At 73.4% G+C, this 15,386-nt stretch carries 14 protein-coding genes, 1 pseudogene and 1 riboswitch; of the genes and pseudogenes, 10 read left to right on the forward strand and 5 right to left on the reverse strand.

Translation table 11 applies throughout. The features are described 5' to 3' along the window. Positions 1 to 8: 8 nt before the first annotated feature. Entirely contained in the window at positions 9 to 638 is a 630-nt protein-coding gene (locus ACTT8P_RS13665; RefSeq protein WP_442831883.1) for a DJ-1/PfpI family protein, read from the forward strand. A 31-nt stretch (positions 639 to 669) separates the two neighbouring features. Here the strand turns inward: ACTT8P_RS13665 and ACTT8P_RS13670 are convergent, their stop codons facing one another. The 5 genes from ACTT8P_RS13670 to ACTT8P_RS13690 are packed head-to-tail and all read right to left on the reverse strand — an operon-like array spanning position 670 to position 6,321. Continuing rightward, entirely contained in the window at positions 670 to 1,461 is a 792-nt protein-coding gene (locus ACTT8P_RS13670; protein WP_442831884.1) for a class I SAM-dependent methyltransferase, read from the reverse strand. Between the two features lie 17 nt (positions 1,462 to 1,478). Next, positions 1,479 to 3,020 carry an ABC transporter ATP-binding protein gene (locus ACTT8P_RS13675; RefSeq protein ID WP_442831885.1) on the reverse strand — a complete coding sequence of 514 codons (1,542 nt, stop codon included), beginning with the start codon at positions 3,018 to 3,020 and terminating at the stop codon, positions 1,479 to 1,481. Then, a complete protein-coding gene (locus ACTT8P_RS13680; protein WP_442831886.1) occupies positions 3,008 to 3,838 on the reverse strand; it encodes an ABC transporter permease subunit in 831 nt (276 codons plus the stop codon). The genes ACTT8P_RS13675 and ACTT8P_RS13680 overlap by 13 nt, the downstream gene beginning before the upstream one ends. Further along, positions 3,835 to 4,779, reverse strand: a complete 945-nt coding sequence (locus ACTT8P_RS13685; RefSeq protein WP_442831887.1) for an ABC transporter permease — start codon at positions 4,777 to 4,779, stop codon at positions 3,835 to 3,837. Before ACTT8P_RS13685 ends, ACTT8P_RS13680 begins: the two co-directional genes overlap by 4 nt. Before the next feature lie 6 nt (positions 4,780 to 4,785). Next, positions 4,786 to 6,321 (reverse strand): ABC transporter substrate-binding protein, encoded by a 1,536-nt coding sequence (locus ACTT8P_RS13690; protein ID WP_442831888.1) that lies wholly within the window; start codon positions 6,319 to 6,321, stop codon positions 4,786 to 4,788. A 104-nt stretch (positions 6,322 to 6,425) separates the two neighbouring features. Then, positions 6,426 to 6,617: riboswitch (cobalamin riboswitch) on the forward strand. 364 nt (positions 6,618 to 6,981) lie between these two features. Here ACTT8P_RS13690 and ACTT8P_RS13695 point away from each other — a divergent pair. From ACTT8P_RS13695 to ACTT8P_RS13735, 9 genes and pseudogenes are all read left to right on the forward strand, one after another. Further along, a pseudogene (locus tag ACTT8P_RS13695) lies at positions 6,982 to 7,557 on the forward strand (ABC transporter substrate-binding protein). A 197-nt stretch (positions 7,558 to 7,754) separates the two neighbouring features. Next, a complete protein-coding gene (locus ACTT8P_RS13700; RefSeq protein WP_442831889.1) occupies positions 7,755 to 9,224 on the forward strand; it encodes a PepSY-associated TM helix domain-containing protein in 1,470 nt (489 codons plus the stop codon). Then, on the forward strand, positions 9,221 to 9,877 hold the full coding sequence (locus ACTT8P_RS13705; RefSeq protein ID WP_442831890.1) for a DUF5134 domain-containing protein: 657 nt from the start codon (positions 9,221 to 9,223) through the stop codon (positions 9,875 to 9,877). The genes ACTT8P_RS13700 and ACTT8P_RS13705 overlap by 4 nt, the downstream gene beginning before the upstream one ends. 115 nt (positions 9,878 to 9,992) lie before the next feature. Continuing rightward, positions 9,993 to 10,253 (forward strand): hypothetical protein, encoded by a 261-nt coding sequence (locus ACTT8P_RS13710; protein WP_442831891.1) that lies wholly within the window; start codon positions 9,993 to 9,995, stop codon positions 10,251 to 10,253. Next, entirely contained in the window at positions 10,253 to 12,550 is a 2,298-nt protein-coding gene (locus ACTT8P_RS13715; protein WP_442831892.1) for a heavy metal translocating P-type ATPase, read from the forward strand. Before ACTT8P_RS13710 ends, ACTT8P_RS13715 begins: the two co-directional genes overlap by 1 nt. Next, positions 12,547 to 13,089 carry a copper chaperone PCu(A)C gene (locus ACTT8P_RS13720; RefSeq protein WP_442831893.1) on the forward strand — a complete coding sequence of 181 codons (543 nt, stop codon included), beginning with the start codon at positions 12,547 to 12,549 and terminating at the stop codon, positions 13,087 to 13,089. The genes ACTT8P_RS13715 and ACTT8P_RS13720 overlap by 4 nt, the downstream gene beginning before the upstream one ends. A gap of 134 nt (positions 13,090 to 13,223) precedes the next feature. After that, complete coding sequence (locus tag ACTT8P_RS13725; RefSeq protein ID WP_442831894.1) at positions 13,224 to 13,964, forward strand: hypothetical protein; 741 nt, start codon at positions 13,224 to 13,226, stop codon at positions 13,962 to 13,964. Between the two features lie 241 nt (positions 13,965 to 14,205). Then, complete coding sequence (locus ACTT8P_RS13730; protein ID WP_442831895.1) at positions 14,206 to 14,808, forward strand: sigma-70 family RNA polymerase sigma factor; 603 nt, start codon at positions 14,206 to 14,208, stop codon at positions 14,806 to 14,808. 362 nt (positions 14,809 to 15,170) lie between these two features. Then, positions 15,171 to 15,386 (forward strand): hypothetical protein, encoded by a 216-nt coding sequence (locus ACTT8P_RS13735; RefSeq protein ID WP_442831896.1) that lies wholly within the window; start codon positions 15,171 to 15,173, stop codon positions 15,384 to 15,386.

Genomic DNA, 15,386 nt, shown 5'->3' on the forward strand with positions numbered 1-15,386 from the left:
AGCCCACCATGCGGGTAGCGATCGTCCTCTATCCCGACTTCACCGCACTGGACGTCATCGGGCCGTATGAGGTCCTGGGCCGGCTGCCGGACACCGAGGCCGTGTTCGTCGCCGAGTCCCCGGGGCTCGTCCGCAACGACCTGGGCGGTCTGTCGATCGACGCCGTGGCCCGGCTGGACGACGTGCCCGAGCCGGACGTCGTGGTCGTCGGCGGCGGTCCGGGGCAGGCGGACCAGATGTCCGACGGCCCCCTGCACGCCTGGCTGCGGCGCGTCGACCGGCCGGGAGCATGGCTGACGTCCGTGTGTACGGGCTCCCTGATCCTCGCCGCCGCCGGGCTCCTCACCGGCCGCCGGGCGACGAGCCACTGGGGAGCCCTGGAGCAGCTCACCGAGTTCGGTGCGACCCCGGTGAAGGAGCGCGTCGTCATCGACGGTCACTTCGCGACCGGGGCGGGCGTCTCGGCGGGGATCGACATGGCCCTGACCCTGGCCGGCCTGATCGCGGGCGACGACGTGGTCCGGGCCGTGCGACTCCTCATCGAGTACGCGCCTCGGCCGCCCTACGACTCGGGGACCAGGGACACCGCGTCACCGGAGGTCGTCGAGAAGCTGTTCACTCTGTTCGCGCACGACTGACCGCTGTACCCGGGCCTTCCTGGACACCGGTTCAGCGCAGCGCGGCCACCAGTGAGTCGCTCGCCGAGCACCAGATCTGCCGTGCCTCGCCGAAACCCTGCTCGCGCAGGGTGTCGAGGTGCCACTGGACGGCAGTGGGACGGTCGGGCCTCGCGCCCGCCGGCCGGGGTTCGCGCGGGTCGCCGAGCAGGGCGAAGCGGCGGGCGGCCGGTTCGGCGAGGGCCGGTTCGCCGGCGACCCGGCGCCACCAGTCGGCCCAGTCGAGGGCGCCTTCGGCCCGCTGCCGTTCCTGACGCGCGGTGAGCAGGGCGTTCATGGCCGAGTTGAGACGGGGCGCGGACTCGTCGTACATGTGGTCGGCGTTGAGGAACACGCCGCCCTCGCGCAGCAGCCCGGCCAGGGTGCCGTACAGGCGGCGCAGTGGTTCGGTGTCCAGCCAGTGCAGGGCGGTGGCGGTGACGACGGCGTCGAAGACGGTGTGGGGCAGGCGCGCGGTCCAGTCGGGGTCGGTGAGGTCGGCTTCGGCGAAGGTGACGCGGTCGTCGCCGGCGAAGTGGCCGCGGGCGATGGTCAGCAGGGCCGGGTCGATGTCCACGCAGACGGTGCGGGCGCCGGGCAGCGCGCGCAGGACGCGGGCGGTGATGCTGCCGGTGCCGCAGGCGAGGTCGAGGACGAGCGGGGTACGGCCCGCCACGGCCTCGACGGCGTCGGTCATGACCCGGAGGCGTTCCTCCCGGTCGGGCATGTACCACTCCTGCTGGCGGTCCCAGCTCGTCTGCCACTGCTGCCAGTCGGTGGAGGTGGAGGCGGGGGTGGTGGTCATGGGCGGGGGTGTTCCCTTCACTGGTGGGTGGCGGTGGCGAGGTTTCGGGACCGCAGCAGCAGGCGGGTGGTGCCGGCGGCGGGGGCGGCCAGGACCGTGGCGCGGGGACCGCTCTCGACCACCTTGCCGGTGTCCAGGACGACCAGGTCGTCGGCGAGTCGCTCGACGAGGGTGAGGTCGTGGCCGATCCACAGCACGGCTGTTCCCCTTTCCTCGCGCAGCCGCGTGATCTCGGCGGTGACCAGGGCGGTGCTGACGGCGTCGAGGGCGGTGGTGATCTCGTCGCAGATCAGGACGTCGGGTTCGGCCAGCAACGCCCGTGCCAGGGCCGCTCGTTGCAGTTCGCCGCCGGAGAGGGCGGCGGCGTGCCGCGTGGTGTGCTCCGAGGTGAGCCCGAGCCGTTCCCACAGCTGCCGGGCCTGCCGTTCGGCCTCGGCCGGGGTGCGGCCGCGCAGGCGTACGGCGGTGCGGACGACCTGGTCGAGGACGGTGCGGCGGTCGTCGAAGGAGTTGCGTACCTCCTGCCAGACGTACTGCACGCCGCGGATCTGGCGGGTGGTGCGGTGGCGGAGGGCGGGGAGCGGCTCGCCCTGGTGGGTGAGGTGTCCGCGGTGGCGTTCGTGCAGTCCGGCGAGGCAGCGGGCGAGGACGGTCTTGCCGCTGCCGGACGGTCCGACGACCGCTGTGCAGCCGCCCTCGCGCACCCGCACGGTCACGTCGTGCAGCACTTCGCCACGGTGGCCCGGGTGCAGCCACGCGGTCAGGTTCCGGGCCTCCAGCGCGGTCCCGGCCGGCTCCGCGGAGGTGGCTCGTGCCGGGGGAGGGGACGGTGGGGCGGCCGGGGCCGGGAGGACGTCCGGTGTGGGGCCGGTCGCGGTGACCCGGCCGTGCTCCAGCAGGATCGTGCGGGCGGCCACCGCGCGCACCAGGTCGTGGTCGTGGCTGAGCAGGAGCAGGGCGTATCCGGCGGCGGTCAGCCGGGTCAGCTGTTCGGCCAGCCGTAGCCGGGCCACCGTGTCCAGACCGGTGCTGGGCTCGTCGAGGACCAGGACGCGCGGGCCGCAGGCCAGGACCTGGGCGAGGGCGACGCGTTGCCGCTGGCCGCCGGAGAACTGGTGCGGGAAGCGGCGCAGCACCGCGTGGTCGTCGGGCAGACCGGCGGTGCGCAGGGCGTCGGCCGCGACCGCCCGGTTCTCACCGGAGGACCGATGCAGGCGGGCGAGTTCGGTGAGGACCGGGCCGATGCGGCGGGCGGGGTTGAGCGCATGGGACGGGTGCTGCGGCATGTACGACACGACCCCGCCCCGGACGGTGCGCGCGATGCCGGTCGGGCCCTCCTCGTCCACCACCGCCACGCCGTCGACCCGTACTGTTCCCGTCAGCCGGACCCCGGGCGCGGCCTCGCCCAGCAGGGCCAGCGCGGCAGTGGTCTTGCCGCTGCCGGACGGGCCCACCAGGGCGGTCACCTCGCCGGACACAACGGTGAAGTCGACCCCGTCCAGGAGCCGGGCCGTTCCCGCGCGGGCGGTGAGTCCGCCGACCTCGATCACCGGCTGCACGCCGGCACCCTCTTCCGGTTCCTCGCCGCGCCCGGCAGCAGGCCGTCCGCCAGCAGGTTGACGCCGACCACGAACATCACCAGCAGCACCGTCGGTGCCAGCACCGCCCACGGCTGCACGAACAGTGCCTCCCGGCTCGCGGCGATCACCACACCCCAGTCGGGAGAGGTCGGGTCGAGGCCGAGACCGAGGAAGTTGGCGGCGGCCACCGTGAACACCGCCCCGCCGACCCGGGTGCCGGCGTCGGCGGCGGCCACCGGCAGCACCGCCCGCCCGACGTGCCCGAACAGGACCCGCGCCGGGGACTCGCCCTGCAACCGCATCGCCTCGGCGACGGGTCCGCTGGCCGCGTCCAGCGCCGCCGCCCGCAGCAGCCGGGCCACGGCGGGCACGTTCAGCACCGCCACGGCCAGGGTCACCGCGACCGGATGGCCGCGCCAGCCGACCCCGACCACGCTGATCACCAGCAGCGAGGGCAGCGGCAGCAGCAGCTCCACCGGCCGCATCAGCAGATCGTCCAGCCACCGGCTGCGGGCCGAAGCCGCCGCCAGACCGAGCACGGCTCCCACGGCGACGGCCAGCGCCACCGCGGCACACGCCACCCCCAGGGCGCTCGCCCCGCCGCGCAGCACCAGTGTCAGCACGTCCCGCCCCAACGCGTCCGTGCCGAGGGGATGCCCGTCGCCGAGGGCGTAGGGCATGCCGTCGGAGGGAACGGCGGTGTCCGTCACGAACGGGCCGACGACGGCCGCGGCGACCGGCACCACCAGCAGCAGTGCCCCGGCCGCCGCCCGCCGGGTACGTCCACCGGTACTCATCGCAGCACCTCCGTACGGGGAGCCAGCCGGTGGCTGACGAGGTCCGCCGCCAGGTTGAGCAGGCAGGCGACGGCGGCCAGGGTCAGGGTGAGGGCCTGCACGGTGGGCACGTCCCGGTTCTGCACCGCCTCCACCAGCGCGGTCGCGGTCCCGGGGACGGCGAAGACGGCCTCGACGACGAGTACGCCGCCGAGCAACTGGTCCCCGGTCCGGGCCAGTTCCTGGACGCCGGGCACGGCAGCGCCCGGCAGGACGTGCCGCAGCACCAGCCGGGCCGGCGGCACCCCGAGGCGACGGGCCTGCACCGTGTAACCCGCGTCCAGCGCGGTGACCGTACCGGCGCGGATCTGCCGGGACAGTACGCACACGGTGCGGGCCAGCAGGACCGCCACCGGCAGCACGAACAGCTCCGGACGCCGCCACCACCCGTCGTCCGCGCCCACCCAGGTCGACGGCAGCCAGCCCAGCCGCAGCGAGAACACTCCCACCAGCAGCAGCGCGAGGACGAAGTCCGGTACGGAGGTGAGGGTCAGGGTCACGGCGGACACGACCCGGTCGGTGCGGCTGCCCGCCCGCAGCCCGGTCAGCAGACCGACTCCGACGGACAGCGGCACCAGCAGCACGATCGTCACGGCGGCCAGCGCGGCCGTCACCGGCACCGATGATGCCAGTACCCCGCTCACCGGTCCCCCGCCGACCAGTGACGTCCCCAGATCACCGGTGACCAGTCCGTGCGCCCAGTCGACGAACCGCTCGACGGCCGGCCGGTCGAGCCCCATCTGCTCCCGGAGCCGTGCCACCTGATCGAGGCCCGCCTGCTCGTTGAAGTCGACGGTCGCCGCGTCACCGGGCAGCAGATCGGTCAGCAGGAAGACGATGACACTGAGCGCGGCGAGCTGGACGAGCGTCCACCCGGACCGCCGCAGGGCATAGCGCAACATTCGAGGTCAGGCCAGCCACACCGTGTCGAACCTGGCCCAGTCCACGGTGTTGGGCGGGGCCTCCTTCACCCCCTGGACGCTGCTGGAGACGGCGTTCAGCCACTCGGGATGCCCCCACAGCACCAGACCGCCCTGATCGCGCAGGGTGGTCTGCACCGACCGGTACCGGGCGGTGCGCTCGTCGTCGTCGACGACGGCCCGCGCGGCGGTGAAGGCGTCGTCGAAGTCGTCGTGCTGCCAGGCGGACTGGTTCTGCGGGGCGTCGGTGAGCAGCCGTTCGCTGATGTAGGTGGGGATCGTCATGGCACCGCACCGGTGGTTGGTGACGGTGCCCTTGGCCAGCGCGTCCGTGAAGTACGACTCCGGCGGCCCGTTGACGACCTCCACCTTCAACCCGGCCTCCCCGGCCTGCTCGGTGAACAGGTGGGCGGCCTGCGCGAAGCCGTCGGCGGCGGTGGAGGTGTAGAAGGTGACCTTCTTGTTGTACAGACCGGTGCGCTTGAGAAGCCGGCGGGCCTGCGCCACGTCCCGCTCGCGCTGCTCCAGGCCGTCGGGGTAGTAGGTGTAACCCTTGCCGTACAGGTCGTTGCCGAGCTCGGCACGGCCCGAGCAGACCACCTCCACCAGCCGCTTGCGGTCCACGAGCAGCTTGACCGCCATCGCCGCGTCCGGGTCGTCGAACGGCGCCCGGTCCGTCTTCAGCGCGAACCCCTGCACACCGCTGCGCTCGGTCGCCACCACCCGCACCCGGCTGTCATGGGCGACCGTACGGGCGAAGGTGGGTGTCATCTCGTGCGCGAAGTGCACCTCACCGCTGCGGACGGCGGCGGCGCGGGCCTCGGACTCGGCGGACAGGATACGTATCACGTCCAGGTGCGGGGCGCCGTTCCAGTGGTCGTCGAAGCGGCGGCCGGTGAAGGTGCGCCCGGCCGTGAAGGCGACGAACCGGAACGGGCCGGTACCGACGGGCTTCGCCGGATCGTCCCAGCCGTCCCGGACGATCGGCGTGCCGGTCATCGCCAGCTGGCTGGGCAGCTCCGCGTCGGGCCGGTCGAGAGTGATCACCACGCCTCGCTTGCCGACCTTGCGGCAGTTGGCCAGATCGATGTGGGACAGGGAGTTCTTCGCCAAGTGGTCCGCGGCGTCCGGGTCGAGGATGCGGGACAGGCTGTACAGCACGTCGTCCGCACCGAGCACGTGCCCGTCGTGGAATCGGGCCTCGCGCAGCTCGAACCGCCACACTCGGGCCGCGTCGTCACTGGACCAGGAACGCGCCAGGCGCGGGACCGGCCGCAGGGCCGAGTCCAGCTCCACCAGCTTGTCGAAGACGGCCTTGTGCCGGGCGATGTCCACGAACTGCCGCTGCGCGTGCGGGTCCATGGTCTCCTTCACCCCGGCGCCGGGGAAGGCGGCGCTCAACGTGCCGCCCTTCTTCGGCGTGGAGGAAGCGGAACCGGCGGACGAGCAGCCGGGAAGCAGCAGCCCGGCGCCGGTCGCGGCCGCCGCGGCGAGCACACTCCGGCGAGTGGGGGTGACCGGCATGTGGGCGTACCTTCCTGCCTGTTGGGTTCCGGAATCACGGCACACGCATCCAATCCGTAATTGCAAGCTATGTGCAAGAGGGGTCGTTGTGGAACTGATCACTCAACTCCGCGTTGTCGTCGGGCATGATGCGCGGCGTACCCACGAGCGACGGGAACCAGGAAGCCGGTGCGAATCCGGCGCGGTCCCGCCACTGTGACCGGGGAGCGAACCCCACACGCCGCGGCCGCCCGGCCGGAAGGCGCGGCGAGCGGTGATCCGGCAGCCAGGAGACTGGCCCGTCGCCCTCACCGACCGTCCGGGGCGTGGACTCCCCAGGAGGAGGCGCGTGATGCGTGTCGGGAACCGGCGTACGGCCGGCGCGTCCGTCTGCCCTGGACCACCTTCGGCGACCAGGGGAAGGCCCCGCAGACATGACGTCCTCCTTCGCACGCCGCCGCCTGGTCACCGGGCCAGGTGCCCTCGTCGCCGGCGCCGCCCTCGCCAGCTGCTCCTCCGGTGGCGGTGACGGCGGCGGCTCGTCGGGCGGCCGCCGGTTGCGGGCCGCGTTCAGTGCCGGCGGCTCGCAGGAGACCCTCGACCCGCACATCTCCTCGCTCTTCGTCGACCAGGCCCGCGCCAAAGCCCTGTTCGAACAGCGTCCTGACGTACAAGGACGACATGTCCGTGCAGGCCCGGCTCGCAGAGCGCTGGGAGAGCGACCGGTCCGGCAGCCGCTGGACGATACGGCTGCGCTCCGCCGCCCGCTTCCACGACGGCGGCCAGGTCACCGCCGCCGACGTGCTGTGGAACTACCGGCGCATAGCCGACCCCGCCACCGGTGCCTCCGCCCAGCAGCTGTTCACCCGGGTCGACTTCGGCGCGAGCACCGCCAAGGCCGCGAGCTGACCCTCGTACCGAAGGAGCCCGACTTCGAGTTCCCCGCCGCTCCTGGCGCCTCCGGCACCGAGATCGTCCCCGAGGATACGAAGGACTTCACGAAGCCCGTCGGCTCCGGGCCCTTCCGGGTACCGCTCCTTCACGCCGGGCGGCAACGCCCTGTTCACCGCGTGGGGCGACCACTGGGGCGGCGGCCCGCGCGTCGAGAAACTGAAGTTCGTGCCCGTCAACGACGAACGGGCCCGGCTCAACGCCCTGCTGTCCGGGCAGGTGCACTACGCCCATGATCTGACGGCGTCCTCCGCGAGCCGCGTCGCCGACCGGGACGGGTTCGCCGTGCTGCGCAGCAACCCATGACAGGGCCCTCATCGCGCCGGTGGCCCAGCGTCGGCTGCGAGTCGCCGACGGACGGGCCGAGGAGCGCGCCACGCCCACGCCTGACGAGTTGACGTGACGCCAGTCACAACATCGTGGGGAACTCCCGCCGTCACGCGCCCGACTACTGCACCGGACGACCGAAGACGGCGGTAGCCGTTCCGGCAGAGAGGACCGTCATGACGGAGAGCCGTGCGGCGCGGGAGACGACCAGTGCCACCACCACGGAGCCGCCGCCGGGCGCGCCGGACCCGGAACCGGCACCCGCGTCGTCCGGGAAACAGGTCACGGCCGCACCGGCCATGTCCTGGAACGCCCTGCGCCCACTGCTGCTGCGACTGCACTTCTACGCGGGTGTCCTCATCGGCCCGTTCCTGCTCGTCGCGGCGGTCACCGGGCTGCTGTACACGGCGACACCCCAGATAGAGGCGATCGTCTACCGGCACGAACTGCACGTGACCCCCGAGGGCGAGCCCGACGCGCTGTCGGCGCAGGTGGCCGCCGCGCGCGAGGCGGTACCCGAGGGGACGCTGGTGTCGGTGACCCCGGCGCCCGGCCGGGACGACAGCACCAGGGTCGTCTTCGAGAAACCCGGGCTGCCGGACAACTGCACGCAGACCGCGTTCGTGAACCCGTACACCAGTGAAGTACTGGGTCAGGAACGCACCTTCGCCGGCTGGTGGATGCCGGTGCGGGCCTGGGTGGACGGCCTGCACCGGCACCTCAACGTCGGCGAACCCGGGCGGGTCTACAGCGAGATCGCCGCGAGCTGGCTGTGGGTGGAGATACTCGGCGGCCTCGCCCTGTGGCTGACGACCCCCCGCGCCCACAACCGCGTCCGGCGGGTGTTCGTCCCGCAGCGCGGGCCGAAGGGACGCAAGCGCACCATGTCCTGGCACGCCGTGGTCGGTGTGTGGGCCTCGGTCGGTCTGCTCGGGCTGTCCGTCACCGGCATGACCTGGTCCACGTACGCGGGAGCGAGCATCGGGGAGATCCAGTCGGCGTTGGCAGGACCCAGCCCGGCCCTCGCCACGGACCTGCCCACCGCCGGGAAGAACTCCGGCACCGGGTCGGGGCCGGCGGCCGACGTCGGCATCGACGCGGTCGTGGCCTCCGCGCACGAGGCCGGACTGCGCGGAGTGATGAATGTGTCGCCGCCGACGAAGGACCAGGTCACGTACGTGGTCAAGGAGAACACCCGCAGTTGGCCCGAGCGCCATGACACCGTGGCTGTCGACCCCGCCACCGGCGAGGTCACGGACCGCACGTACTGGGCCGACTACCCGTTCCTCGCCAAGTTGACCAGCTGGGGCATCGATGCCCACATGGGCCTGCTGTTCGGCCTGGCCAACCAGATCGTCCTCGCCCTGCTCGCCATCGCCCTCATCGGCATGCTCCTGTGGGGCTACCGCATGTGGTGGCTGCGCAGGCCCACCCGCACCGAGGGGCTCGCACTCGGGAGGGCGCCCGCACGCGGGGCCTGGCGGCGGCTGCCGGGCCGGTTCCTCGCACCCGCCGTCCTGGTCACCGCCGTGATCGGCTACTACCTACCGCTGTTCGGCCTGCCCCTGCTGGGCTTCCTCGCCGTCGACCTGGTCGCCGGCTCCCTGCGCCGGCGCCGTGCCGCCCGGACGGGGGCGTCCGCATGATCAACGCGACCGGTCTGAGGTGGATCCTCACAGCCCTGTTCGTCCTGCCCACCCTTTACGCGCTGTGGCTCGCGGCGACATCGGGCCGCTCGGTACCCAGCCGGGTGGGTCACCTCCTGCACGCCGTCATGGGCGCCGCGATGGCGGCGATGACCTGGCCCTGGGGCATGGGCCTTCCCGTCACTCCACAGGCCGTCCTCTTCTCGGCGGGAGCGGTGTGGTTCGCGGCCACCGCCGCGTTCCGCTCCCCGGCGACGGACCAACTGCGGGCACGTCTGCTCGCCTCGGTCCCGCACGTCGTCATGATGCTCGCCATGGCGTGGATGGCGGCCGTGATGGACGGCTCCGCGACGGCGTCCGGCGGCTCCGGGGCCGGGCACCACGACATGGCGGGAATGGACATGTCCGGCTCGGGCGCGCTCGGCATGATGTCGCTGACCGGTGCGGGAGAGCGGTGGACCGCCGCGCTCCTGGCCCTCGTCCTCACCGTGCTCGGGTTGCTGTGGCTGTCCCAGGCGTTCGACCGGGGGCGCGTCGCCACACCGTCGGCGCGGGGCACCGTCGTCCTGGTCGCCGACGGCGTGGCGGCCGAACCGGCCTGTCACGCGGCGATGGCCCTGGGCATGGCGGTGATGTTCGTCCTCATGCTGTGACGCAGCCCACGACCGGTCGCCGGAACTCGGAGATCCGTCGGCACGACTACTGGAGCGGTACGGCTACGACTGCCACGTTGGCAGGACGGCTCGACGTGACCAGGAAAGGCCGGGCATGACCGATGGTCCGCTGTCACCCCGCCCCGTCGGCGTGACCGCACGCAGATTTCTCCCTCCTCCCGCGCTCTGCGGCTTCCTGCTGCTGCTCGTGCTGGTGTTCGCGGTGTCCTATGCCGTCGGTACGGCGGCCGGTCCCGTGGCGCCGGGCATGCACGGCACCGGCGGATCCGGCGGATCCGGCGGCGGAGGCGACGGCGACGGTACCGGTGGCGGCATGGAGGACATGCCGGGCATGAGCCACGGGAGCGGTGAGTGATGGCCGGCGAACCGACGGCGAGTCTCACTGTCACGGATCTCACCGTCGGCGGGATGACCTGCGCGGCCTGTGTGCGGCGGGTGGAGAAGAAGCTCGCCAAGCTGGAGGGCGTCACGGCCACGGTCAACCTGGCCACGGGGCTCGCCCGGGTCAGCCATCCCGCCGGGGTGGCTCCCGCGGACCTCGTCGCAGCCGTCGAACAGGCCGGTTACCAGGCCGCGCTGCCCACGCCGTCGCCCGACGCCGGCACGGCCGCCGAGGAGACGGACGCGGGCGCCGCCGAAGCCCGCCGCGAGCGGGAACGGCTGCTGGTCACGGCGCTGCTGGCGGTGCCGGTGCTGGTGCTGTCGATGGTCCCGGCGCTGCAGTTCCGCAACTGGCAGTGGCTGTGCTTCATGCTGGCCGCCCCGGTCGCGGTGTGGAGCGCCTGGCCGTTCCACAGCAGGGCCCTGCGGGGGCTGCGGCACTCCTCGGCCACCATGGACACCCTCGTCTCGCTCGGCGTCGCGGCCTCCTTCTCCTGGTCGGTGTACGCCCTGTTCCTCGGCGGAGCCGGCGAGCCCGGGATGCGGATGTCGTTCAGCCTGCTGCCCTCCGCGTCCGAGGGCATGGTGCACCTCTACCTCGAAGCCGCGGTGAGCGTCCCGCTGTTCGTGCTGACCGGGCGGTACCTGGAGACACGGGCGAAGCGGGGAACCGGGGCGGCGCTGCGGTCGCTGGCGGAACTGGCCGCCAAGCAGGTGACCGTACGCGACGAGAACGGCGAACGGACGGTCCCCGTCGAGCAGTTGCGGGTGGGACAGGTCTTCCTGGTACGGCCCGGTGAGCGGGTCGCCACCGACGGGCGCGTCACGGACGGCGGTTCGGCCGTGGACCTGTCCCTGGTCACCGGCGAGAGCGAGCCGGTGGAGGTGGGGCCGGGCTCGGCCCTGATCGGCGGGGCCGTCAACGCGGGCGGCCTGCTGCTCGTCGAGGCCACGGCGGTCGGCGCGGACACTCAGCTGGCCCGGATCACCCGGCTCGTCACCGAGGCGCAGGCCGGCAAGGCGCGGGCCCAGCGGCTCGCCGACGCCGTCGCCGGGGTGTTCGTCCCCGCCGTCCTGGCCGTCGCCGTGACGGTCCTGGGTTTCTGGCTGGGTGCCGGCGCCGACTCCCAGGCGGCCCTCACGGCCTGTGTGGCCGTCCTCGTCGTGGCCTGCCCCTGTGCCCTGGGCCTGGCGACGCCGACCGCCCTGATGGCCGCCACCGGGCGCGGAGCCCAGCTCGGCGTGCTGGTGAGCGGACCGCAGACACTGGAGGCACTCCAGCACGTGGACACCGTCGTCCTGGACAAGACCGGCACGCTGACCACCGGCCACATGACGGTGGCCGAGGTGACCGTACCGCCCGGCTCCCTCGACAAGGACCAAGTGGTGCGCCTGGCGGGGGCGGTCGAGCAGGGCTCCGAACATCCGATCGGTCGGGCGGTCGTCGCGTACGCTCGACGCGCGTCGGCCGCCGGACCGCTGCCGGACGTCACGGACTTCGCCGCGACGCCGGGCCACGGGGTCAGCGGCCGGGTCGAAGGCCACGCCGTCGAGGTGGGCGCACCGGGGGACAAGCTGCCGCGCGCACTGGCCAAGGCACTGACCGCGGCCGAGGAGGCCGCGCACACACCCGTCCTGGTCACGGTCGACGGCCGGGCCAAGGCGCTGATCGCCGTCGGCGACCTGCTGCGCCCCGACGCCTACCGTGCCGTGGACCGGCTGCGCCGGCTCGGCATCCGCCCCGTGCTCGCCACCGGCGACCGCAGGGCGCCCGCCGCGGCCGTCGCGGCCGCCCTGCGGATCGACGAGGTGCACGCCCGCCGCACGCCCGAGGGCAAGGCCGCCCTGGTACGGGAACTGCGGGAGGAGGGCGCCCGGGTCGCCGTGGTCGGCGACGGGGTGAACGACGCCGCCGCGCTCGCCGCCGCCGACCTCGGCATCGCCATGGGCAGCGGCACCGACGTGGCCATCGGCGCGGCCGATCTCACCCTGGCCCGCGGGGACATCGAGGCGCTCGTCGACGCGGTCCGCCTCGCGCGGCGCACCCTGGGCACCATCCGGACCAACCTCGTCTGGGCGTTCGGCTACAACGCCGTCACCGTGCCGTTGGCGATGGTGGGACTGCTCGACCCGATGGTCGCCGCCGCGGCGATGTCGCTGAGTTCGGTACTGGTGGTCGGCAACAGCCTGCGGCTGCGCGGCTGGGAGCCCTCACCGGCCCGAGTCCGCGGCCATCAGGCCGGGCGTGGCCGCAAGGCGGGTGTCCGATGAGGTGGCTCACCGACCGGGTGTCCGCGCTCGGGCGTGCGGACCGGCGACGGCTGCGCGACGGAGCGCTCGCCGCCCTGGTGCCCGTCGCGGCGTGCAGCGTGACACTGGGCGCCCTGACCACGTGGGTCGGCACGGGCCGCGCCGGCACGCCGGCGCGCGTCGACGTCGTGCACGGTCTCGTCCTCCTGCCGTCCGAGGGGGCCGCGGAGACCGCGGCGTTCTTCGACATCACCAACGACGGCGGTTCGGCCGACACGCTCGTACGGGTCATGGCGCGGGGCGTGTCCGGTGAGGTGACGCTCTCCCAGCACCGCATGCGGCAGGGGAACGCGGCCTACCGGTCCGAGATCGACTCCGTCTCCGTCGCGGGAGGAGACACCCTGGTCATGTCGCCGAACGGGGTCGACCTGACGGTGCCCGTGTCCTCGGGCCGGTGGCAGGTGGGCGATCTCTTGACGTTCACCCTGGAGTTCCGGCACGGTGGCCGCGTGACGGCGCGGGCGGTCGTGGTGCGGCCCGGTGGGCTGTCCTTCGAGTAGTCGTTCCCCGCGCTCCATGAGTTCCCCGGTTCCGGACGTGATGTGCGTCACCCCTCGACAGGTGAGTCGGGAAGCGGGGGCTCGTACGTACCCCTTGCCGACGACCGAATCCCGGGTGCGAGGATGAACGGGCTATGACTGTCCGAGGGTGGTGCCGCGCGGCGCGGGCGGGCGTGTTCGCCGCCGTCTGCGTGCTGCTCGCCGCCCTCGCGCACGCGACCATGTCGGGGGACTCCGTCCCTCCGTGGGCCATGGCCGCCGGGGCGGGTGCGACCGGCCTGGCGGGTTGGCTGCTCGCCGGGCGGGAGCGCGGCCGTGCCGTGATCGTCGCGGTGGTGACCGGCGTGCAGCTCGTGCTGCACGAGGCGTTCTCCCAGGCTCAGGCCCTCGCGTTCGCGCCGATACCCGCCCCGGCGACCCCGACCGGCACGGGTTCCTTGGGCACGCAATCCATGGGCGCCCACTCCACTCACTCGGGTTCCATGGGCACCCACTCCATGGGCGCGATGGACATGGGCTCCATGAGCGGGATGCCCACGGGAGGCGGCGCCTCCACGGATCACGCGATGACCGGCCTCGGCCACGCGCACACCATGAGCGGTGCCGCCTCGGCCGGCATGTTCGCCGCGCACTTGCTGGCCGCTGTCCTGTGCGGGCTGTGGCTGGCCCACGGCGAGCGGGCCGTCTTCCGGGTCCTGCGGGCCACGGCGGCCCGGCTGGCGGCGCCCCTGCGACTGCTGCTGGCCCTGCCCGAGCCCATGGACCGTCCGACGGTACGTCGGCGCCGTACCGCCGTTGTCGATTCCCCGGTGCGTCTGCTCCTTCGCTCCTCCCTCACCTTCCGCGGGCCGCCCGTGGGCGCCGCTGTCGTCTGAGACAGCAGGAACCACCCGGAGCCGTCTCGCCCCGCACCCGCGCCGCTTTCGCCGGCGCGAGTTTGCCGAAGCCGCCCTCGTCTGCCGTGCGCCTGTGCCTGTGTCCGGGCGAGCGGTCGGCGGTAGTCCCAGGGGCTCCGGGCACAGCCGTACCTCTCGCGTACGGACGCGTCCACGCACCCGGTGACCCGTGCCCTCTCCCGGGCCCGACGCCGGGAACACCCGAGAAGGACTTCACGTGATGAGCTCTGTCCTGCCCGCATGCCGGGCGAGCCGTGCCGCCGCGGACGCGTCGGCGACCGCCTGGGCGCTGGCCGCCCGCGGCGGGGACCCCGACGCCGCCGACCACTTCGTCCGCGCCCTCCACGGCGACGTACTGCGCTACGTCACCTACCTCAGCGGCGACCCTCAGACCGCCCACGACCTCACCCAGGACACCTTCGCGCGGGCGCTCGGCAGCCTGCACCGCTACGAAGGACGCGCGTCCGCCCGTACCTGGCTGCTGTCGATCGCCCGCCGCGCCGTCGCCGACCACCTGCGGCGCGCCGCCGTCCGGCCCCGGATCGCGGACGCCGTCGACTGGCGGACGGCGATGGAACGCGCCCAGCCGCGTGACCTGCCCGGCTTCGAGGACGGTGTCGCCCTGCTCGACCTCCTGGACGCGCTGCCCGGCGAACGCCGCGAGGCGTTCCTGCTGACGCAGGTCGTCGGGCTGTCGTACGAGGAGACCGCCGGATTCACCGGATGCCCCGTCGGCACGGTCCGCTCCCGGGTGTCCCGCGCCCGCGCCACCATGGAACGGCTGCTGCGGGAGGCCGAGACACCGAGCGTCGTCGCGGCCTGAGCCGACCGGCGGTCCTCCCGGCGGCGCTGGACTCGAAGAGTCCTGCCGCCGGGAGCCCGGTCCTTTGTCCGGGCCGCCGTCGCGGCAGGACAGACGGCGGCCGGCGGTCGAGGCGACCTCGTCGCAACCGGCCCGACAGCATGGCCCGCCCTCAGTTCGTCGGTGACGGCCCGTCTACGGTTCCCGCCGTACCGCGGCCGCGGAAGCACAGGGGGCGAGCCGGCGCACGGTGACGCGGCCCCGTGCTCCGGCGACCGTGCGCGCGGGCGCGTCGCGCCGTGGGCGCGGGGTATGTCCCAGCGGTAACCGGCCTCGGCGGAACACACTCGCGGCCGTCCGGCATCCCTGAGAGGCAGTGCACCATGAGTGACATCACCGGCCTGGAGCCGTTGGCCACCTTCTGCGGTGAGTGCAACTGCGGCTGTCCGCAACTGTTCGTCGACCCGGGCGCGCCCGCCGAACGTCGTGTGCTGCTCACCGACGACTTCGGCCAGCGCGTCGAAATGAGCACGGTGCAGTTCGCCTCCCTGGTGGAGGAGGCGAAGGCGGGCAACCTGGACGGCATCGCCACCGCCTGA

The sequence above is a fragment of the Streptomyces sp. JW3 genome (genome assembly GCF_052216785.1).
GTDB lineage: Bacteria > Actinomycetota > Actinomycetes > Streptomycetales > Streptomycetaceae > Streptomyces.